The 19,503-nt window shown below is 73.9% G+C and carries 16 protein-coding genes and 1 riboswitch; of the genes, 10 read left to right on the plus strand and 6 right to left on the minus strand.

Going from position 1 to position 19,503, the window contains the following annotated elements; genetic code table 11:
• Nucleotides 1–15: 15 nt before the first annotated feature.
• From C6361_RS11015 to C6361_RS11030, 5 genes are all read left to right on the plus strand, one after another.
• Nucleotides 16–1,707: a PqqD family peptide modification chaperone gene (locus C6361_RS11015; protein ID WP_107267674.1), complete on the plus strand. Its 1,692-nt coding sequence runs from the start codon at nucleotides 16–18 to the stop codon at nucleotides 1,705–1,707.
• Nucleotides 1,704–2,582: a S24/S26 family peptidase gene (locus C6361_RS36960; RefSeq protein ID WP_159079288.1), complete on the plus strand. Its 879-nt coding sequence runs from the start codon at nucleotides 1,704–1,706 to the stop codon at nucleotides 2,580–2,582. Before C6361_RS11015 ends, C6361_RS36960 begins: the two co-directional genes overlap by 4 nt.
• Nucleotides 2,579–3,517 carry an ABC transporter ATP-binding protein gene (locus tag C6361_RS36965; RefSeq protein ID WP_159079289.1) on the plus strand — a complete coding sequence of 313 codons (939 nt, stop codon included), beginning with the start codon at nucleotides 2,579–2,581 and terminating at the stop codon, nucleotides 3,515–3,517. Before C6361_RS36960 ends, C6361_RS36965 begins: the two co-directional genes overlap by 4 nt.
• Nucleotides 3,514–4,326 (plus strand): ABC transporter permease, encoded by an 813-nt coding sequence (locus C6361_RS11025; protein WP_199853322.1) that lies wholly within the window; start codon nucleotides 3,514–3,516, stop codon nucleotides 4,324–4,326. Before C6361_RS36965 ends, C6361_RS11025 begins: the two co-directional genes overlap by 4 nt.
• Before the next feature lie 218 nt (nucleotides 4,327–4,544).
• Entirely contained in the window at nucleotides 4,545–5,435 is an 891-nt protein-coding gene (locus tag C6361_RS11030) for an oxidoreductase (RefSeq protein WP_107267676.1), read from the plus strand.
• Nucleotides 5,436–5,487: 52 nt separating this feature from the next.
• On the opposite strand, the gene C6361_RS11035 is transcribed toward C6361_RS11030, so the two are convergent.
• Both C6361_RS11035 and C6361_RS11040 read right to left on the minus strand, forming a co-directional pair.
• The gene (locus C6361_RS11035) at nucleotides 5,488–5,766 is read right to left on the minus strand and encodes a DUF6295 family protein (RefSeq protein ID WP_107257531.1); all 279 of its coding nucleotides are present in this window, start codon (nucleotides 5,764–5,766) and stop codon (nucleotides 5,488–5,490) included.
• Nucleotides 5,767–5,833: 67 nt separating this feature from the next.
• Nucleotides 5,834–6,577: a dienelactone hydrolase family protein gene (locus tag C6361_RS11040; protein ID WP_107257532.1), complete on the minus strand. Its 744-nt coding sequence runs from the start codon at nucleotides 6,575–6,577 to the stop codon at nucleotides 5,834–5,836.
• Between the two features lie 189 nt (nucleotides 6,578–6,766).
• Nucleotides 6,767–6,883, plus strand: a riboswitch (SAM riboswitch).
• A gap of 13 nt (nucleotides 6,884–6,896) precedes the next feature.
• On the opposite strand from C6361_RS11040, the gene thrC reads away from it, so the two are divergent.
• The 3 genes from thrC to paaN all read left to right on the plus strand — a co-directional run bounded on the left by thrC (nucleotide 6,897) and on the right by paaN (nucleotide 11,358).
• Complete coding sequence (gene thrC, locus C6361_RS11045; RefSeq protein WP_107257533.1) at nucleotides 6,897–8,192, plus strand: threonine synthase; 1,296 nt, start codon at nucleotides 6,897–6,899, stop codon at nucleotides 8,190–8,192.
• Between the two features lie 412 nt (nucleotides 8,193–8,604).
• Nucleotides 8,605–9,621: a GNAT family N-acetyltransferase gene (locus C6361_RS11050; protein WP_107267677.1), complete on the plus strand. Its 1,017-nt coding sequence runs from the start codon at nucleotides 8,605–8,607 to the stop codon at nucleotides 9,619–9,621.
• Between the two features lie 63 nt (nucleotides 9,622–9,684).
• A complete protein-coding gene (gene paaN / locus C6361_RS11055) occupies nucleotides 9,685–11,358 on the plus strand; it encodes a phenylacetic acid degradation protein PaaN (RefSeq protein ID WP_107267678.1) in 1,674 nt (557 codons plus the stop codon).
• Between the two features lie 72 nt (nucleotides 11,359–11,430).
• On the opposite strand, the gene C6361_RS11060 is transcribed toward paaN, so the two are convergent.
• Nucleotides 11,431–11,877: a GNAT family N-acetyltransferase gene (locus C6361_RS11060; RefSeq protein WP_234359592.1), complete on the minus strand. Its 447-nt coding sequence runs from the start codon at nucleotides 11,875–11,877 to the stop codon at nucleotides 11,431–11,433.
• 507 nt (nucleotides 11,878–12,384) lie between these two features.
• Here C6361_RS11060 and C6361_RS11065 point away from each other — a divergent pair.
• Together C6361_RS11065 and groL are read left to right on the plus strand one after the other, a co-directional pair.
• Nucleotides 12,385–12,588, plus strand: coding sequence for a cold-shock protein (locus C6361_RS11065; protein WP_033342363.1), 204 nt, complete (start codon nucleotides 12,385–12,387; stop codon nucleotides 12,586–12,588).
• A gap of 1,045 nt (nucleotides 12,589–13,633) precedes the next feature.
• Entirely contained in the window at nucleotides 13,634–15,256 is a 1,623-nt protein-coding gene (groL, locus tag C6361_RS11070; RefSeq protein ID WP_107257537.1) for a chaperonin GroEL, read from the plus strand.
• Nucleotides 15,257–15,307: 51 nt separating this feature from the next.
• Here groL and C6361_RS11075 read toward each other — a convergent pair whose 3' ends face one another.
• From C6361_RS11075 to C6361_RS11085, 3 genes are all read right to left on the minus strand, one after another.
• Nucleotides 15,308–15,550 carry a hypothetical protein gene (locus C6361_RS11075; RefSeq protein WP_107267680.1) on the minus strand — a complete coding sequence of 81 codons (243 nt, stop codon included), beginning with the start codon at nucleotides 15,548–15,550 and terminating at the stop codon, nucleotides 15,308–15,310.
• 108 nt (nucleotides 15,551–15,658) lie between these two features.
• Nucleotides 15,659–16,624, minus strand: a complete 966-nt coding sequence (locus C6361_RS11080; protein WP_107267681.1) for a GNAT family N-acetyltransferase — start codon at nucleotides 16,622–16,624, stop codon at nucleotides 15,659–15,661.
• Between the two features lie 70 nt (nucleotides 16,625–16,694).
• Entirely contained in the window at nucleotides 16,695–19,478 is a 2,784-nt protein-coding gene (locus C6361_RS11085; RefSeq protein WP_159079290.1) for a S8 family serine peptidase, read from the minus strand.
• Nucleotides 19,479–19,503 lie beyond the last annotated feature (25 nt).

Consider the following 19,503-nt stretch of genomic DNA (forward strand, 5'->3'; position numbering starts at 1 on the left):
GGACGGGGAGTGGTCATGCGGCTGTCGACACTGTGGAGTTCCCTGGTCGTCCCGGACGATCTCGGTTACTTCCGGTGCCGGGACCGGTATCTCGTGGAGAATCGGGGCCTGGCCGCCTGGGCGGTGCTCACCGAGGAGGAACTCGGGCTGCTGCGGGCGCTCGCCGCCGGCACCGCCCCGCCACCCGAGTTCACCGCGCCGCCCGGACCCGGCCTGCCCTCCGGAGCCGCCGCGCCGGACGGGCGGCGCCGGCTCGAACGCGTACTCGCCGTCCTGGTGCTGAACTGGCTGGTGTACCTGCCGGGCCAGGTGCCCCGGCTCCGGGCGGCCGAACCGAGGCTGAGGACGGTCCGCTACGCCATCACGCACGGCTGCCACCCGCCGTGCCGGGACCGCTCCGCCTCCTGCACCCACCGGCTCCCAGACGAGCTGGAGCCGGCGGAGTCCCTCGACCTGGTGGACCAGATCGCCGACCTCGGCGCCGAACTGCTGGTCCTGACCGGCGGCGAACCCATGCTCCGGCACGACCTCTTCGAGGTGGCCGAGCGGGCCCGCAACCGGGGAGTACCCGTCAACCTGGTCACCACCGGCAGCCGGATCCGGGACGCCGCCACCGCCCGGCGGATCGCCGACACCTTCGCCGGCATCACCGTCAGCCTGTACGGCGGCAGCCACGAGACGCCCGGGGCCGCCCCCGGCGAGAACCCGCTCGCCCGGACCGTACGCGGGCTGAGCCTGCTGAACGCGGCCGGGGTGAGGCCGGCGATCGACCACGTGGTGTCGCCGGAGAACATCGCCGCGCTGGACAGCCTGATGGCGTTCCTGGACGGCATCGAGTTCAGCCGGGTCCGGATGATGAGCCACACCGCCCTCGACCGGGGCACCCCGGACGGTCTCCACCTCGGCTGGGAACAGCTCGGCGGGGAGCACCCGTCGGCGCGGCGGTCCGCCTGGACGAGCCCGGTCGCCCGCAGGCTCCTCAGCCGGGGCCCGCTCGCGGCCCGGTCCTGCCCGGTACCGGCCGACTGCGGCCTCGACGGCCTCGACATCCACGTCGACCCGCGCGGCGACGTCTATCCCCGCGGGGCGGTCGCCGGCCCGCCGCACCGGGCCGGCAACCTGCGATACCAGCCGTTGCACGAGATGTTCGCCCCGCCCGTCCCGACCGGTCCGTCGGACGACCCGTCGCCGGCCGGCGCCGTCGAGGACGGGGACCCGGCGGACTGCCGGCGCTGCCGCCTGCACCGGCTCCGGCGGTACGCGGCGACGGGGTCGGGCGAGGACGCCGCCCCGCCCGGCCCGGGACGGCCCGGCGTACGACGACCGGCGGGCCCGGGCCCCACCGTCCGGAGAACGCCGGTGGCTTCCACTGCCGACCACCCGAGGGGAAGGTGTCGCGTGACGGTCGGGATCAACTCCGCAGTCGTCTGGGTAGACGACGACGAGGAGGTCCGGCTCTACCACCCGGACGACGGGGAGTTCCAGACGTTCAACGTGAGCGCCGCGCGGATCTGGCGCCGGCTCGCCGCCGGCAGCGACGTGCCGACCGTGGTGCGGGAGCTGGCCGACGCGTTCGGCGGCGACGACGGGCGGGAACGCGAGGCCGTCGCCCGGGACGTCCGCGAGTTCGTGGCGCTGCTGCACGCCCGCGACCTGCTCCGGTCGGCCGAGCCGTCCGGACCGGCCGGCGAGGGGGGCCACCGGTGAGCGGCTTCGCCGACGGGGTACGGGCGACTCTCGCGGCCGGCGGCCTGGCCCGGGTACCGGTCACCGGCTCCGGCATGGTGCCGGTGCTCTCCGACGGCACCGTCGTGGTCGAGCCGGTCGAGTTCGACCAGGTCTGCCCGGGCGAGGTGGTCGCGTACCAGCACGGCGACGGGATCGTGGTGCACCGGGTGGTGGCCCGGCTGCCGGAGCACCTGCTGACCGCCGGTGACAACCTGCCGCTGTACGACCCGCCGGTGCCCCGGGCGGCACTGCTCGGCCGGGTGCCGCAGGTCCCGGCCCGTGCCCCGGGTGCCCCGGCCGTCGGCGGCCCGCCCCTGCCGCTGCCGGACGGCGTCACGCTCTGGCTGGTCGGCGCGGCGGCCCGGGCCGTACCGGAGACCGACCACCAGCTTCCGGTGTCGGGGAGCCGCCGAACCCAGGACCTGGTCCGGGTACGCCACCTCGCCGCCGGCTCCGCCCTGCCGGACCGGGTACGCCGGGCCCTGGACGCCCTCGACGCGCTGGGCGGGGTGACCGTCGGCATCTCCCCGGCGGCGGTACGCCCGGTGGACGACCTGCGTACCGCCCTGGCCGGCCGGAGCCGCCCGGCCCGGCCGGCACAGCGGCTCGACATCGTGCTCGGCTGCCGGTTCGGCGCACCGGCCCCGTCCGGCGGCCGGGACGGCGTCGCGCCGGTGGACGGAGCCGACGACGCCCAGCCGGTCATCGCCCCGGACGACGTCGACCACCACCTGCGGACCGGCCCGCCACTGTCGGAGACCGGCCCGGTGAGCGCCATCCGGACCATCCTCGCCACGCTCGGCGTACCCCCGCTGCCGGGATTCCCGCAGCCCGCGCTCGACGGTGCGCCGTGACCCCGGCGATCGCCGCGGCCGACCTGGTCAAGGCGTATCCCGGCGCCACCGCCCCGGCGGTCGACGGGCTGACCTTCGACGTTGCGCCCGGCCAGGCGGTCGGGCTGCTCGGCCCGGCCGGCGCCGGCAAGAGCACCCTGCTCAAACTGGTCTGCGGGGCCTGCCCGGCCAGCTCCGGACGGCTCCTGGTGCACGGCCGCCAGCCCGACGGCGAGGCGAAGCGGGACGTGGCGGTGGTGCACCAGTCCGGGCCGTTCGACCTGACCCTCTCGGTCCGGGACAACCTGCGGGTCGCCGCCGCGTTCCGGGGCCTGCCCTGGCGCCGGGCCCGTTCCCGGGCCGACGACCTGCTCGGCGCCTTCGAGCTGGCCGGCAGCCAGGACCGGCTCGTGCAGGCCCTCTCCGCCGGGCAGCGGCGCCGGCTCCAGCTGGTCCGGGCGCTGCTCCGGGTGCCGAGGATCCTGCTGCTGGACGAGCCGTCGGTCGGGCTGGACGTCGAGGGCCGGCGTCGGGTCTGGGCCGCCCTGAACGAACTGCGCCGGCAGCACGAGCTGACCATCGTGCTGACCAGCCACTACCTCGACGAGGTGGAGCGGAACACCGAACGGGTGCTGGTGCTGCGGCACGGCCGGCTGATCCGGGACGGCAGCCCGGCGGATCTGCGCGACGAACGCGGCGAGGCGCGGGCGGTGCTGCGGAGCGGCTCGGTGGACGGCTGGCCGGCGATCGCCGCCGGGGCGCTGCGGCTGGGGCTGGCCGCCGCGCGCAGCGGCAACGAGATCGTCCTGACCGGACCGGACCTGCGGCGCCGGCTGCCCCGGCTGCTGGCCGAACTGGCCGACCAGCGGATCCCGGTCGACAGCGTGGAGCTGGCCACGGCCTCGCTGGAGGAGGCCTTCGTGGCCCTGACCCGATCGGAGGTGACCACCCGGTGAGCCTGACCGGCCTGGCCGACGACGAGACCGCCGCGCCGCCCTGGCACGGCTCCGGACTCACCGCGACGCTGCGGCGGGAGTGGCTGCTGCTCACCCGCGACCGGGGCGACCTGCTGCTCGCGGTGGTGCCGAGCGCCGTCTACATCGCACTCTTCGCCACCTCGCTCGCCGACCTGATCGGTACGGTCACCTACCGGGGCCGGACCGTCGGCTATCCCGACTTCGTCATTCCCGCGCTGATGTTCTCCGCGCTGCTCTCCGCCGCCACCATCTCGGGTACCGCGCTGGTGCGGGAGCGGGCGCACGGGATGGCGCTGGAGCTGTGGTCGTACCCGCTGACCCGGTGGCAGTACGTCGCCGGCAAGCTGCTCGCCGGCTCCGCCCTGGTGTCGGTGCAGACGGTCGCCGCGCTGGCGGCCTCGGCGGCACTGTTCCGGGTTCGCTGGCCGGCGGATCGCTGGGCCGCGCTGCTCTGCGGGGCGCTGCTCGCCGCGCTGGCGTTCAACGCGCTCTGCCTGCTGCTCGCCACCGTGGTGCGGGACGCGCAGCGGTTCACCGTACTGGTGAACGTGCTGGTCCCGCTGCTGCTCTTCGCCAGCCCGTCGTTCTATCCGATCGAGAATCTCGGTACGGTGCCGCGGATCCTCGCCGTGGTCAACCCGGTCAGCCATGGCGTCACCGCGCTCCGGGAGGCGCTGCTGCGCGGGTTCGCGGAGGTCTGGCCGCACTTCCTGCTGCTCGGGGTGGTCGCCGTCGTCGCGGTGGCCGGGGTGGGCCGGGCCCTGGTGCGGCAGTCCCGGGCGCTCTGAGTCGGCGGCTCCGGGGCGCCCGGACGGCAGTCGGGCGCTGCACGGCGACACGCGGCCCGACCACACCATTGTCGCACGGGACATCGACGAAATCCGCAGGTAGTGCCCTGTCCGGCCGGGTGGGCGACCGGCTAGTCTTCGCCGCCGTGCCGACCGTCGACCACTGCGGTGGCGGTCGGCCGACCACGGGTGGACAGCGCACGAGGAGGCGTTCGGCGATGACAGGATCCGACGAGGTGAGTGCGGCGTCCGCCGGCACCTGGCGGCTCGGCGACCTGACGGTCAACCGGATCGGCTTCGGCGCGATGCGGCTGACCCGGAACTCCGACGGCGGGCCGAGCGACCGGGACCGGGCGGTGGCGGTGCTCCGCCGGGCCGTCGAACTCGGGGTGAACCACATCGACACCGCCGCGTTCTACTTCTCGCCGCTGCGGTCGGCCAACGAACTGATCAACCGGGCGCTGGCGCCGTACCCGGAGGACCTGGTCATCGCCACCAAGGTCGGGCCGGGGCGGGACCCGTCGGGCGAGTGGCTGCCGCCGGCCCGGCCGGAGCAGTTGCGCGGCCAGGTCGAGGAGAACCTGCGGCAGCTCGGCCGGGACCACCTCGACCTGGTGAACCTGCGGGTGCACGGCCCCGAACCGATCGCGGAGCGGTTCGGGGTACTGGCCGAGCTGCGCGACGCCGGGCTGATCCGGCACCTGGGCGTCTCCAACGTACGGCCGGAGCAGCTCGCCGAGGCGCAGGCAGTCGCGCCGGTGGTCTGCGTGCAGAACCCGTACGGCGTCGACTACCGGCGTAGCGCCGACGACCTGGTGCGGATCTGCGCCGAGCAGGGCGTCGCCTTCGTGCCGTTCTTCGCGATCGCGGGCGCCGGCCGGGAGGCGGGCGCGACCGCCGCCGGTGACTCCGATGCGGAGCTGCGGGCGGTGGCGCGGGCGCACGGCGCGACGGTGGCACAGGTCCGGCTCGCCTGGACGTTGCACCGGGGCCCGCACGTCCTGGCTATTCCGGGTACCGGCAATCCGGAGCACCTGGTCGCGAACGTGGCGGCCGGCGCCCTGCGGCTCAGCCCGGACGAACTGGCCCGGCTCGACCAGGCCGGCTGACCGCCCGGGGTGCCCGTGCCGGGGCTCGTGTCCCGGCCACGGGTACTCCGGGTCAGACCTGCTGGTCGCGGCTGGCCAGCCCGGCCGGCGCGGCGGCCAGGGCGGCCTGGATCGCCTCGACCAGGGCGAGCGCGGACTCCTCGGTCAGCTCGACCGCGACCCGCGCCCCCGGGCCGGCGGCCGGGTTCAGAAAGTCGATGTTGAGGGTGTGTGCGTACGGCGCGTGCGTCGGATGGTCCACGTAGACGCAGGTGTGGCTGACCGGGAACCAGCCGCCGGCACCCTTGCCGCTGCCGTCGACCTCGCGCTTCACCGTGACGTACGTGCACATGCCGGCCTCCTCGGGCTCGGACGGAGGGGACTCGGAGGAGGGGACTCGGACGGAGGGGATTCGCCGGTCAGGCGTTCAGGTGCCGGTCGAAGAAGTCCCGGACCCGTTGCCACCCCTCGGTGGCGGCCAGCGGCCGGTAGCTGGGCCGGTCGACGGCGAAGAAGCCGTGCCCGGCGTCGGCGAAGGTGTGGAACTCGTGCGGCTTGCCGAGCCGGGTCAGCTCCCGGGACAGCTCGTCCATCTGGGCCGGGGAGGGGTACTGGTCCTCGGCGCCGAAGAGCCCGAGCAGCGGGCAGGAGAGCCGGTCGGCCTGGTCGAGCAGCGGCTTCACCGCCAGCGGGAAGCTCTCCGGCGGGTTGCCGACCACGAACGCGCCGTAGCAGTCGACGGCGGCGTCCAGCGGCAGTCGGGTGGCGGCCAGGAACGCCTGCCGGCCACCGGAGCAGTACCCGATCACCCCGACCCTGCCGTTCGAGGCCGGCAGCCCGCGCAGGTGGTCGGCGGCGCCGCCGACGTCGCCGACGAGCCGGTCGTCGGGTACGCCACCGGCGGCCCGTGCCGTCGCCGCCGCGTCGTCGGGGCTGGCGCCGGGTGCCTCCCGGGAGTAGAGGTTGGGGCAGATCGCCGCGTACCCGTAGCTGGCCAGCCGACGCGTGATCTCCTTTGTCGGCTCGTCGTAGCCGGGCATGTGGTGGATCACCACCACCCCGCCGTGCGGCGTGGCATCGAGGGGCTGGGCGAGATATGCCTCGATCTCGTCGCCGCCCGCCCCGGTGATCCGGACCGTTCCGGCCTGCATCCCGTCCCGCACCGTCGTTGCTCCCGTCCTGCCCGGCCGGACCGCGTCCGCCGGCCGTACCCGAATTCTCATTAGCCCGGGTAACTATTTCAGCCGGCGGTCGGCGGCGGTCCGGTGACCCGGTGCGGGGATCTTCCTCACACCGCGAACAGACCCGGGACAGCGGCCTGCGGTGCCCGTAGACTGTCGGCACAACTTCATACCTCATCCAGAGGGGCTGAGGGATACGGCCCGATGACGCCCCGGCAACCACTCCACGGCGGAGCAGGTGCCAAATCCGTCCCCGCCGCGCGGTGCGGCGCCAGGGAAAGATGAGAGGACGGCTATCGCCATGACGTCGATCATCGACGCGACCCCCAGCCAGACCAGCCCGGTGGCACCCAACCCCGCCCGCGTTCTCGTCTGTCGCGGCTGCGGCACCGAATATCCGCTGGTCGCGCAGCACGCCTGTTACGAGTGTTTCGGCCCGCTGGAGGTCGGCTACGACGCCGCGACCCTGGCCCGGGTCACCAGGGCCGACATCGAGGCCGGCCCGAAGAACCTCTGGCGGTACGCCGCGCTGCTGCCGACCGGCCAGGACCCGACCACCCGGGTCACCCTCGACCCGGGGTTGACCCCGCTGGTGCCGGCCGCCGGCCTCGCCGCCGAGCTGGGCATCCGGGCGCCGCTCTGGGTCAAGGACGACAGCGCCAACCCCACGCACTCGTTCAAGGACCGGGTGGTGTCGGTGGCGTTGACCGCCGCCCGTGGTCTCGGCTTCACCCGGTTCGCCTGTGCCTCGACCGGCAACCTGGCGAACTCGGTCGCCGCGCACGCGGCCCGGGCCGGGGTGCCGTCGATCGTCTTCATCCCCGGCGACCTGGAGCAGGGCAAGGTGGTGACCACCGCCGTCTACGGCGGCGACGTGGTCGCGATCGACGGCTCGTACGACGACGTCAACCGGCTCTGCGGCGAGCTGGTCGAGACCGACGAGTTCGAGGACACCGCCTTCGTCAACGTGAACGTCCGGCCGTACTACGCCGAGGGCTCCAAGACGCTGGGTTACGAGGTGGCCGAGCAGTTGGGGTGGCGGATTCCCGAGCAGGTGGTCATCCCGATGGCCAGTGGCGAGCTGCTCACCAAGATTGACAAGGCGTTCAGCGAGCTGGTCGAGATCGGACTGGTCGAGGCGCCGCCGAACGGCTGGAAGGTCTTCGGCGCCCAGTCGGTCGGCTGCAACCCGATCGCCGTCGCGCTGCACGCCGACACCGACGTGATCACCCCGGTCCGGCCGACCGGGATCGCCAAGTCGCTCAACATCGGCGACCCGGCCGCCGGGCTCTACGCACTGGAGGCGGTGCGCCGTACCGGCGGCTGGATGGACTACGCCGACGACGACGAGATCCGCGCCGCCATCCGGCAGTTGGCCCGGACCACCGGCGTCTTCGCCGAGACGGCCGGCGGGGTCACCGTGGCCGTACTCGGCAAGCTGGTGGCGAGCGGCCGGCTGGATCCGGACGCCGAGACGGTGGTCTTCAACACCGGCGAGGGCCTCAAGACCCTGGACGCGGTGGCGGCACAGGTCGGTCCGACGTACCGGGTCAAGCCGTCGCTGCGGGCCGTCCGCGACGCCGGGCTGCTCGGCTGAATTTTCCGGAAGAAATTTTTGGCATCTGCCCGAAGCGTGCTCGGGCAGATGCACGTGCAACTTGCAGGTGGAATCGTTCGGTCCCATCGGCGGCCCGCCGAAGCCGGCGGTACGGATGCGGTGCGTAGCTGCTCTTTTGCCGCCCGTGACGAAAACACGCGGAAGAGGGCTTGACGCCTGCATCTGCACGACGCAAGATGCTCCGTGCGGGAGGACGCACCGCCGTAGACTTTCAAAGCTCTTACGACCCAGCGCCGGAGGCGTTGTGCGGGCGTCCTCCCGACCAAACTCTCCCGCCCGGTCCGGCCGACGTCGTCGCCGCCCGTCGGGCTCAACGCGAATCCACCGACCCGGGTGACGGTCCCCCGATATTCGGTCGCGCCCGGTTCGTGCAAGCGGCACTCTCCAGAGCATGGATATCGTGGTCACCCCACTGGATGTCGCCGACGTGGCCGCCACCGAGCGGGCGTACGAGATCGAGTCCGCCGCGCGCACGGCCGACCAGCCCGACGTGCCGACGCTGTCCCGGCAGCGCTTCTTCGCCGGGCTGCGGCGCCCGTGGCCGGGTAGCGACGGCCGGTACGCGCTCGGTTATCTCGACGGGGTGGCCGTCGGCTACCTGGGCGTCTCGCTGCCGCAGCGGGAGAACCTGGAGAACGCCGAGCTGGCCCTCGCCGTCCATCCGGAGTACCGCCGCCGGGGCGTCGGCCGGGCGCTCTACAACCACGCGGTGCGGCTGGTCCGCCAGGAGGGGCGCAAGCGGATCATCGGCGAGGTGGCGAACATGAGCCCCGACGCCGCGCCGACGACGCCGGGCGACGCCTTCGCCGCCGCGATGGGCGCCAAACCGGCGCTGGCCGACGTACGCCGCCGGCTCGACCTGAGCACGCTCGACGAGGCCGAACTCGACCGGCTGCTGACCGAGGGACTGGCCCGGGCCGAGGGCTACTCGATCGTGCGCTGGCGGGGCGCCACCCCCGACGAGTACGCCGAGGACGTCGCCTACCTCGACAGCCGCCTGATCAGCGACGCGCCGCTCGGCGACCTGACCTGGGAGGCGGCCCGGCCGGACGTGGGCCGGCTGCGCGAGATGGAGGAGGCGCACCAGGAGCGCGGCCAGTACTGGTACAACAGCGGCGCCCGGCACGACGCCACCGGCCGGCTGGTGGCCTGGACCGGGATCGGCATGAACACCAGCTGCGACTGGCACGCCTTCCAGCAGATCACCCTGGTCGAGCCGGCGCACCGGGGGCACCGCCTCGGCACCGTGATCAAGGTCGACAACCTGCGGCACATCCGGGCGCACGAGCCGGCGCTGCGGGTCATCGACACCTACAACGCGGCGTCGAACGACTACATGATCTCGATCAACGAGGCGCTGGGCTTCCGCGCGGTGGCCGGGCTCAACACCTGGCAGGCAACCCTCTGACCAGCGGCGCCCGCCCGGGTGCGCAGGCTGGGACCGGCCGGGCCGGTGCGGCATGATGGCGGGATGACGGAGACCCCGCACCCCTTCTTCGCCCGGCACGCCGACACCCTGGAACGGGCGCTGACCGCGATCACCGAGCGCTCCTACTGGTCCGCCTACCCCGAGTCGCCCAGCCCCCGGGTCTACGGCGAGACCGCCGCCGCCGAGGGCGAGGCGGCGTTCCGGGCGTACCTGGGCGGCAAGTTCCCGCTCGATCAGCCCGGCACCGGCGACTGGGTGGCCACCGAGGCGAGCCCGTTCGGCATCGACCTCGGGGTGAGCTACCCGCACGCCGACGCCGAGGTGCTGCTCGCCGCCGCCGCGACCGCGCTGCCGACCTGGCGGGACGCCGGGCCGCAGACCCGGGTCGGCGTCTGCCTGGAGATCCTCGCCCGGCTGCACGCCCACGTCTTCGAACTGGCCAACGCGGTGCACGCGACCACCGGGCAGGCGTTCGTGATGGCGTTCCAGGCCGGTGGCGCGCACGCGCTGGACCGGGCCCTCGAAGCGCTCGCCTACGCGTACCGGGAGATGACCCGGCACCCGGCGACGGCGGCCTGGGAGAAGCCGGCCGGCAAGGGCGACCCGCTGCGGATGACGAAGAACTTCCACGTGGTGCCGCGCGGGGTGGCGCTGGCGATCGGCTGCAACACCTTCCCGACCTGGAACACCTACCCGGGACTCTTCGCCTCGCTGGTCACCGGCAACCCGGTGGTGGTCAAGCCGCACCCCCGGGCCGTGCTGCCGCTCGCCATCACCGTCCGGTACGCCCGCGAGGTGCTCGCCGAGGCGGGCTTCGACCCGAACCTGATCCTGCTCGCCCCCGAGGCACCGGGCGAGAAGCTCGCCTCCACCCTGGCGCTCCGCCCCGAGGTGCGGATCGTCGACTTCACCGGCTCCACCGAGTACGGCGACTGGCTGGAGGCGAACGCCCGGCAGGCGGCCGTCTACACCGAGAAGGCCGGCGTCAACGCGATCGTGGTCGACTCGACCGACGACTTCGCCGGGATGTGCCGCAACATCGGCTTCTCGCTGGTCCTCTACAGCGGACAGATGTGCACCACCCCGCAGAACATCCTGGTGCCCCGGGACGGGATCGAGACCGACCAGGGGCACAAGAGCGTCGACGAGGTCGCCGCCGGCATCGCCGGGGTGGTCGGCAAGCTCACCGGCGACCCGGCCCGGGCCGTCGAGCTGACCGGGGCCATCGTCAACGACGGGGTACTGGCCCGGCTCGACGAGGTCGCCGGGATCGGCGAGCCGGTGTTGCCGTCCCGCCCGGTCGAGCACCCCAACTATCCGGGTGCGGTGGTGCGTACGCCGCTGATCGCGAAGCTCGGCGCCGACGACGCCGGCACGTACGGGCGGGAGTGGTTCGGGCCGATCTCGTTCGTGATCGCCACCGACTCCACCCCGCACAGCCTGGCGATCCTGCGGCAGACCGTCGGCGAGCGGGGCGCGCTGACCGCCTCGGTCTACTCCACCGACTCCGCCGTGCTGGACGCGGCCGAGACCGCGGCGATCGAGACCGGCGTGCACCTCTCCTGCAACCTCACCGGTGGCGTCTTCGTCAACCAGTCGGCGGCGTTCTCGGACTTCCACGGCAGCGGCGCCAACCCGGCGGCGAACGCCGCGTTGACCGACGGCGCCTACGTCGCCAACCGGTTCCGGGTGGTGCAGGCCCGCCGGCACAGCTGACCGGTGCGCGGAGGGGTTCCCGCCGTCCCGGTGGGCCCCCTCCGCCGTCAGGCGGTTTGGTGGCTCGCGCCGTCAGGCGGTCCGGCGCATCTGTAGTTCGCGCAGCGTCGGGATGGTCGGGTGCGCCACCCGTACCCCCGTGTCGACGAAGCCCAGCCGCTGGTACGCGCGTACCGCCCGGTCGTTGCCGACCACCACCTCCAGCAGCAGCTCCGGCCGGCCGGCCGCCCTCGACCAGTCGGCCACCGCCTCGACCAGGGCGGCCAGCAGGCCGCTGCCCCGCCAGGCCGGGGTGAGGTAGACGGCGAAGACCACGGTGAGGCCCGGCTGACCGGGGGCGGCCTGCCCACCGGCGTGCCCGACGACCCGACCGTCGACCTCGGCGACGAAGGCCGCCGTCCGGTGCCCGGTCGACATCCCGGCGATCCGGGCCGCGTACTCGAAGTGCGGCCGGGCCGCCGCGTCGGCGAGCGTCTCCAGGAAGGCCAGTGGCGAGTCCGCGAGCATCTCCAGGCGGATCGCCCGGACCCGGGCGGCGTCACCGGGGCGTACCCGGCGGACCGGTGGGACGTCGACGGCTGGCCGGAGACCGTAATCGGTCGTCCGGGCGGCCCGGTCCGGCGCGGTCGCCCCGGGGCGGTCGGTGGGGTGCTCGGAGCGCGGCCCGGTGGTGGTCTGCGGGATGGAAGCCGGCACGCCGGCCATCGTCGCACGCCGTACGGGGAGCAGTTTCGGCGGGTGACGGGGCCGCCGCCGGGTTCGGTGCGGGCGGGTTGACCTGGGCAGCGATGGTCGCCAATGGCTGAGAGACGGGAAAACGACCGTCCGGTTGCCCGCCCGGTGACCGTTTTGGCCTAGTGCGCTGCCACCCGACCTTGGTGTACGGTGCGGGTTCGGCCGCTCGATTCGTTGGATCCCGTTCAATTGCATGATCCATTCGGGGAAAGCGACTCGGCGGCCCCGGCAGGCATACGGCGTCGCCGGAGCTCGGGCAGCTCCGACGCGACCGAAGTAAGGAAGTGCACCGTGGCGCAGGGCACCGTGAAGTGGTTCAACAGCGAAAAGGGCTACGGCTTCATCGCGGTCGATGGTGGGCAGGACGTCTTCGTCCACTTCTCCGCGATCGAGATGGACGGCTACAAGGCGCTTGACGACGGTCAGCGCGTCGAGTTCGAGATCGCCCAGGGTCAGAAGGGCCCGCAGGCGGAAAAGGTCCGGGTCATCGCCTGAGCTGCCGGGCCGTCGGCCCGCCGCTCCTCGGGTTCGTCCCCGTTCCGCACCACCCGGTCGCCGCCCCGCCGTGGCCGGGACCGTTTCCGGCCCGTTCCGGACCCCCACCGTTCGACGCCGCTATCGGTGATCGCGGTCTGCGGCCCGGCGGGTCCCCGTGTCGAGTACCCGTGCGTGTTCGGCCTTTTCGGGTGCCGATCGGATCGGGGTGCCGACGGTCGAGTAGCCGGGCCGGTCACCCGGCTCCGGGTGCCCATGTGTGGCGCCCGGTCGCGCCCTCGTCGCTTTCTCCCGGAGGATCTTCCGGGGTTGCCGAGACGAATCGTCACCCCGGCGGTGTGCGGTCGGGAACCGGTCCCGGGTCCGCGGTCCGGAACGCGACGGTGTCCCGATCGGGGCGACTCGACCGCGCCCTGCGAGACTTTTCCCGATTGCGAGAACGCGCAATTCGGTGCCGGTGGACGGCGGGCTGGCGCGGGTCTGTTGCCGGGGAAGGTGTAGCGGCTGATCGGCCCGTGCCGACCGGCGGGGCGGGACCGCCCGGATTCGTGGGCTGCTCCCGGTGGCGGCCACCTGATGCCGGAACCGGTCGACGTCCCGCCCGTCGAGCACGGGCCGAGCCCGACATCGCTGGTTCGGCTGCCGTTCCGCTCCGGTTCGGGTACCGGCCGCCCGCCGTACTCCGGCCGCGGCCGGACCGGTACCACGGCTCGGTCCGACCCGCACACTCGCTTGCACTCGGCAGGGGAGAGTGCTAAACAAGTGTTTGGCACTCGCACACCGCGAGTGCCAAGGTCGGGGCGGTAGGGCCACGGTCGCGGGCCCGGGAGCGGGTGCGCGGCACATGGCCGGTCGTCGCGGGCTGTCCGGCCCGGCCGGCGGACGTCACTGTCGCACAGCGCGACGGAGCACGGCGGGCACCCCTGCGGGTGCCGGCGAGCCCCGTCCGCCAGTGCCGTAGTGACGTCCGAAGGTGCGTAATCAGGCGGCAGGTCGGGGTCGGCAAGGCTCCGGCGGCCGTGAGTGTCCAGGAGGACAACGCCGTATGGCCAAGATGATCGCGTTCGACGAGGAGGCGCGCCGCGGCCTTGAGCGGGGCATGAACACCCTCGCCGACGCCGTAAAGGTGACGCTGGGCCCGAAGGGCCGCAACGTCGTGCTCGAGAAGAAGTGGGGCGCCCCCACCATCACCAACGATGGTGTGAGCATCGCCAAGGAGATCGAGCTCGAGGACCCGTACGAGAAGATCGGTGCGGAGCTGGTCAAGGAGGTCGCCAAGAAGACCGACGACGTCGCCGGTGACGGCACGACGACGGCGACCGTCCTCGCCCAGGCGCTGGTCCGTGAGGGCCTGCGCAACGTCGCGGCCGGTGCCAACCCGATGGCCCTGAAGCGGGGCATCGAGGCCGCCGTCGCGAACGTCTCGGAGGAGCTGAGCAAGCTCGCCAAGGACGTCGAGACCAAGGAGCAGATCGCCTCCACCGCCTCCATCTCCGCCGGTGACACCAGCGTCGGCGAGATCATCGCCGAGGCGATGGACAAGGTCGGCAAGGAAGGCGTCATCACCGTCGAGGAGAGCAACACCTTCGGGCTCGAGCTTGAGCTGACCGAGGGCATGCGCTTCGACAAGGGCTACATCTCGGGGTACTTCATGACCGACCCCGACCGGATGGAGGCCGTGCTCGACGACCCGTACATCCTGATCGTCAACAGCAAGATCTCGACGGTCAAGGACCTGCTGCCGATCCTCGAGAAGGTCATGCAGTCGGGTAAGCCGCTGGCCATCATCGCCGAGGACGTCGAGGGCGAGGCCCTGGCGACCCTGGTGGTCAACAAGGTCCGGGGCACCTTCAAGTCCGTCGCCGTCAAGGCGCCGGGCTTCGGTGACCGCCGCAAGGCCATGCTGGGCGACATCGCCATCCTGACCGGCGGGCAGCCGATCAGCGAGGAGGTCGGCCTCAAGCTGGACGCCGTCGGCCTCGACATGCTGGGCCGGGCCCGCAAGGTCGTGGTGACCAAGGACGAGACCACCATCGTCGACGGTGCCGGCGACGCCGACCAGATCAACGGTCGGGTCAACCAGATCCGCGCCGAGATCGAGAAGAGCGACTCCGACTACGACCGCGAGAAGCTGCAGGAGCGCCTGGCCAAGCTGGCCGGCGGTGTTGCGGTGATCAAGGTCGGCGCGGCCACCGAGGTCGAGCTGAAGGAGCGCAAGCACCGCATCGAGGACGCGGTGCGCAACGCGAAGGCCGCCGTCGAGGAGGGCATCGTCCCCGGTGGTGGTGTCGCGCTGGTCCAGGCCGGCAAGACCGCCTTCGACAAGCTGGACCTGGCCGGCGACGAGGCGACCGGCGCGCAGATCGTCAAGATCGCGCTGGACGCCCCGCTGCGGCAGATCGCCGTCAACGCCGGCCTCGAGGGCGGCGTCGTGGTCGAGAAGGTCCGCAACCTGGACGCCGGGCACGGCCTCAACGCGGCCAACGGTGAGTACGTCGACCTGCTCCAGGCCGGCATCATCGACCCGGCCAAGGTGACCCGTTCGGCGCTGCAGAACGCGTCGTCGATCGCGGCCCTGTTCCTGACCACCGAGGCTGTGGTGGCGGACAAGCCGGAGAAGACCCCGGCTGCCCCGGCCGCGCCGGGCGGCGGGGACATGGACTTCTGAGTCCAGGCTCCACGTCGTGGGGGCGGGCCGCGTCAGCGGTCCGCCCCTTCGTCATGTCGGCATCCGCCGCTGGTTGCGTCGCTTCTCCGCCTGGCTGAACGGTTCCCGGACGGAGATCGGCGCGTCCACCGGTGCCACTACCTCCTCGGGCGGGATGCCCTCGGCCCCGGCCATTTCCGCCCGCTGGTCGGCGTCTCCGTAGTCGAACCGGGCCGGCGGACCGGGCGCGGAGAGGTCCGCCGTCGGGGCCCAGGCGACCGAGAGATCGTCGACCGGTTCGTCGTCTTCTGCCATGATTCCTCCTCCACTGGAAACGGTAGGAGGCCCGGGCCGGTCACACGGGCAAATGGCACGGTATCGATGTGAACCGCTGCCGGGACCGCCCGCCCCGACCGCCGGCCGTCAGAGCTGCTTGGCGTAGAGGAAGAAGACCCGCTCGATCCGCGCCCCGGCGCTGCCCGCGTAGAACGGCACCGGGCCGACCCAGCCGATCTCGGCCCGCAGGTGCCCGGCCGCCCGCTGGTCGCGCAGGCACCGGCGCAGCAGTACGCCGCCGATCCCCAGGCCCTGGGCGGCCGGCGCCGTACCCATCGGCCCGAACCAGCTCGGCCGGGACGAGCCGTACGCGGCGAAGCCGAGCAACTCCGGCGCCCCGCCGCCGGCCGGCGTACGGACCGCGAGGTGGCAGCCGGCGCCCTGCCGACCGACCGAGTGCAGCACCTCGACGTCCCAACTGCCGCCGAAGGTCGACCGGGCGAACCCGGTCAGCAGCTCCAGGTCGGCCGGCTCGGCCCGGCGTACCGTGACGCCCTGCTCCGCCAGCCGTCGCTCGGCCGCCTCGGTGGAACGCAGCGCCGGAGAGGACTCGGTGGAGAGGTCGGCGGTCATGTTCCAGGCGGTGCCCTCCGGGGCGTAGCCGAGGGCCAGCACGGTGCAGATCGCCGGCGTGTACCGGACGTCGATGCCGGGCCAGACGTAGTGCGGCGGGTTGCCGGCGACGCGTACCCGGGTCGCGCCGAGCCCGCCGAGCGCCTGCTCCAGCCGCGTCACCAGGGCCCGGCCGATGCCCTGCCGTCGCCGGTCCGGGCGCACGGCGACCAGGTCGAGGTGGCCGGCGGTCGGATCCGGACCCCGGTCGGCCATCGAGCCGAGCGCGACCCCGGCGAGCAGGCCCTGCTGCCACGCGGCGACCCCGACGGTCCGGCGTGGCCCGGCGGCGCCCGGCAGCGCGGAGTCGTCCCGGAGCCGGGCCACGATCTCGGCCGCCTCGGCCGAGTCCTCCGGCAGGTCCAGCGCCGCCCGGCAGAGTTCCACCACGGCGGGTAGCTGGTCGTCGGTCAACTCGGTGAAGGACGGCTCGGCGCTCACAGCCGCAGACCCTAACCGAGCCCGGCCGAACCGACGCGGCCCGGCTCGGCGGACACGGCCCGGGCGCCGGCTACCGGCCGGACCGGCCGAGTTCCCGGGCGGCCTCGACCGCCGCGAACGCGTCGACCAGGCCGGCGCCGGTGACGTTCCGCTCCGAGCCGCACATGTCGGTGCTCAGCCCCGACGGGTCGGTCGGGTCGGCCGGTCCGGCGGTGTCGAGCAGGATCCGTCGGGTCGTCTCCAGGTCGCCGACCAGCGCCGGATTGGCCGACCACATCAACGCCACCACCCCGGCCAGGTGCGGCGCCGCCATCGAGGTGCCGCTGAGCACGCCGTACCCGCCGCCGGGCAGCGCCGAGAGCACGTCGGCGCCGGGCGCGACCAGGTCCGGTTTGGGTACCCCGCCCGGTGCCGGGCCACGGCTGGAGAAGGAGGTGATCCGGCGCTGCCGGTCCACGGCACCGACGGTGAAGACGTCCGGGTACGGGGCGGGCGGGTCGTCGACCGATCCGCAGAACGAACCGGTGTTGCCGGCGGCGGCGACGAAGAAGATCCCGGCCGCCGCCAGCGCCGAGGTGGCCGGCTGGAGCGTCTCCGGGGCGCAGCCCTCGATCTCGGGGCAGCCCCACGAGTTGCTGAGCACCTGGGGTGCCCGATCCGGGCGCCCCTGGGTGAACGGGTCGGCACCGGGCGGGAACGGCGCCATCATGAACTGGAGACAGTCGAGGTAGCGCGCCGGGTTGCCCAGGTTCCGGTCCAGGTTCACGCAGCCGACCCACTGCGCTCCGGGCGCCACCCCGACCCGCTCGTCGCCGACGGCGGTGGCCAGGGTGTGCGTGCCGTGGCCGCCCAGGTCGGTGGGGGAGCGGGAGTCGTTCCACGGGTCGTGCCAGGAGTCGTCGCCGCTCCGGAAGCCGGCGGAGAGCGCCGGGTGCCGGCCGTCCACGCCGGAGTCCGAACCACCCACCACGATCCCCGAGCCGTCCACGCCGAGCTGCGACCAGACCCGGTCCGCGCCGATCAGGCCGAGGTTCCAGCTCGGTACGGCCGGCGCCGGCTCGTCGCCACGCCTCGGTGACCCGCCGGCCGGCAGCGGGCGCAACCGCTGGCTGACCAGTACCCGGTCGACGTCTCCGCGCCGGGCCAGCCAGGCCCGTACCGCCGCACCGCCCTGCACCTCGACGCCGTTGACCAGGTAGTACGGGGTGTGCTCCAGGTGCAGCCGGTCCAGTTCCCGGCGCAGGTCCGCCTGGGACCGTTCGGCGGTCTCGACGAGTCTCCGGTACACCTCCCGGCCCCGGGCCTGCCGACCGGCCGGACCGGTCTGCGCCGCCACGCCGGTCAGGTCCGCCTGCTCCCGGAGTACCACGAAGAGCCGTTCGCCGTGCCAGCCGGGGGAGCCGAGTCCGACGTACACCGCACCGGTGGCGAGCAGCAGGACTCCGGCCACGGCGGCGGCGACCGGGCGGCGCGGTACGGGTGCGGTGGGGCGACCGAGGCCGACCCCGTACCCGATGCCGAGCAGCACCGCGACGGCGAGCGAGCCGGCGGCGGCGACGGCGGCCCAGAACGGCACGTCCCGGGCGCCGGAGAGCAGCAGGGTGATCTCCTCCGGGTCGACCAGGGTCAGCGGCCCGGCGACGGCGATGCCGACCAGCCAACCGACCGGGGCGGAGCCGACCGGTCGCGCCTGCGGCTCCGTCGTCCCGGCCGTCGTCCCGGCCGTCGTCCCGGCCGTCGTCCCGGCCGTCGTCCCGGCCGTCGGTCGGGGCCGGGAGGTCACCCGGAGGGCGGCGAGCGCGAAGCCGGCCGGTGGGAGGAGGAGCAGTGCGCCGAGTTGCGCCCCGGACTGGCCGATCCCGCCCGCGAGCAGTGCCAGCGTCACCCCGGCCACCAGCCCGCCGACCAGGACCAGCCGCGCCCCGCCCACCGGGCGCTCCGTGGCCGACCCGCCGCCGTGACCCGCCGCCGACCCGCCGCCGTAACCCGCCGCCGGCCGCTCGTAGCCGGCCCAGAACCCTCCATCGAGGATGGTGGCGGCCAGCCAGCCCAGCGCGGCCGAGGCGAGCAGCCCGCAGAGCGTCTCCAGTACGCCACCGAGGGCGCCGAGCCAGACCCAGGGCAGCAGCAGGGCGAGTCCACCGGCCACGGCCAGGCCGGTCGCGGCCGGCTCGGCCCGGACCTGTCCCGGCCGGCCGGCTGACCGCCGACCCGGGCCGCCGAAACGCCGGACCAGCAGGGCGCCCACTCCGGCCGCCCCGGCCAGCCCGCCGAGGTAGACCTCCGGCAGGGTGGGCGGTACCGCCCGGAGCAGTCCCAGCCCGCCGAGGGCGATCGCGCCGAGCAGCCAGGCCCGGCCGGCCGCCCGGACGGCCGGGGAGCGGGGCAGCGCGGCGAGCAGTCCGGCGGGTACCCCGACGAGCAGCGCGGTCACGACGCCGGTCACCGGCCAGAGCCAGTCCTGCCGGTCCAGGCCGGCGACGAGCAGCACCTGTTCGACGAGCCAGCCGACGGTCTGGCCGCCGACGGTCGCGCCGACCGCCCCGACCCCGACCAGTGCGGCGGCGACCACCGGCCAGACCCCGCCGCCGGCCGCCGGCACCGGTCGGACCGGCGGCGCCGGCCACCCCGGGTGCGGCCCGCCGGCCCAGGACTGCTGCGGGGCTGCCGGCCAGGGCTGCTGCTGTGGGGCTGCCGGCCAGGACTGCTGCTGCGGGGCTGCCGGCGAGGGCTGCTGCTGCGGGGCCACCGGCGGCGACGGCTGGCCCGGAACCGGCGGCGGTGGGGGCGGTGGCGGTGGGGGCGGTGGCAGCGCGGAGGGTTCGTCGGGCGGTGGTGGCGGACCATCCTGCATCACCGAACAGTACGGCGCGACCCCG

The sequence above is a fragment of the Plantactinospora sp. BC1 genome (assembly GCF_003030345.1).
Lineage (GTDB): Bacteria > Actinomycetota > Actinomycetes > Mycobacteriales > Micromonosporaceae > Plantactinospora.

Coding starts and splice junctions, on each gene's coding strand:
- groL (WP_107257537.1), top strand. CDS start 13,634: ATGGCCAAGATGATCGCGTTCGACGAGGAGGCGCGCCGCGGCCTTGAG.
- C6361_RS11030 (WP_107267676.1), top strand. CDS start 4,545: ATGACAGGATCCGACGAGGTGAGTGCGGCGTCCGCCGGCACCTGGCGG.
- C6361_RS11015 (WP_107267674.1), top strand. CDS start 16: ATGCGGCTGTCGACACTGTGGAGTTCCCTGGTCGTCCCGGACGATCTC.
- C6361_RS11035 (WP_107257531.1), bottom strand. CDS start 5,766: ATGTGCACGTACGTCACGGTGAAGCGCGAGGTCGACGGCAGCGGCAAG.
- C6361_RS11085 (WP_159079290.1), bottom strand. CDS start 19,478: ATGCAGGATGGTCCGCCACCACCGCCCGACGAACCCTCCGCGCTGCCA.
- C6361_RS11075 (WP_107267680.1), bottom strand. CDS start 15,550: ATGGCAGAAGACGACGAACCGGTCGACGATCTCTCGGTCGCCTGGGCC.
- paaN (WP_107267678.1), top strand. CDS start 9,685: ATGACGGAGACCCCGCACCCCTTCTTCGCCCGGCACGCCGACACCCTG.
- C6361_RS11050 (WP_107267677.1), top strand. CDS start 8,605: ATGGATATCGTGGTCACCCCACTGGATGTCGCCGACGTGGCCGCCACC.
- thrC (WP_107257533.1), top strand. CDS start 6,897: ATGACGTCGATCATCGACGCGACCCCCAGCCAGACCAGCCCGGTGGCA.